Below are 215 nucleotides of genomic sequence, written 5' to 3' on the forward strand. Positions count from 1 at the left end.
GCCTCGGCGAACAATTTGGCCAGCACCCCGGTGGTGCTGATGAAGAGCGCCAGCACGCCGGCGAAGGGGCCGAGGCCGACCGCGACGACGAAGAGCATGGCGAAGACCATTTCATTGATCGAACGGCAGGCATCCATCACCCGACGTACCGGCTGGTACACCCACCAGGGCACGATGTTCTCGGAACAGAGAATGCCCAGCGGAATGGCGCAGAC

Annotated in this window: 1 protein-coding gene; it reads right to left on the reverse strand. The window is 63.3% G+C overall.

From position 1 onward, the window contains the following. Window positions 1-206: PhnE/PtxC family ABC transporter permease (locus tag LK12_RS25415; RefSeq protein ID WP_407938181.1), on the reverse strand; the 206-nt coding region annotated here is incomplete at its 3' end. Between the last annotated feature and the right edge of the window lie 9 nt (window positions 207-215).

Source organism: Novosphingobium malaysiense, assembly GCF_000802225.1.
Classification (GTDB): Bacteria; Pseudomonadota; Alphaproteobacteria; order Sphingomonadales; family Sphingomonadaceae; genus Novosphingobium; species Novosphingobium malaysiense.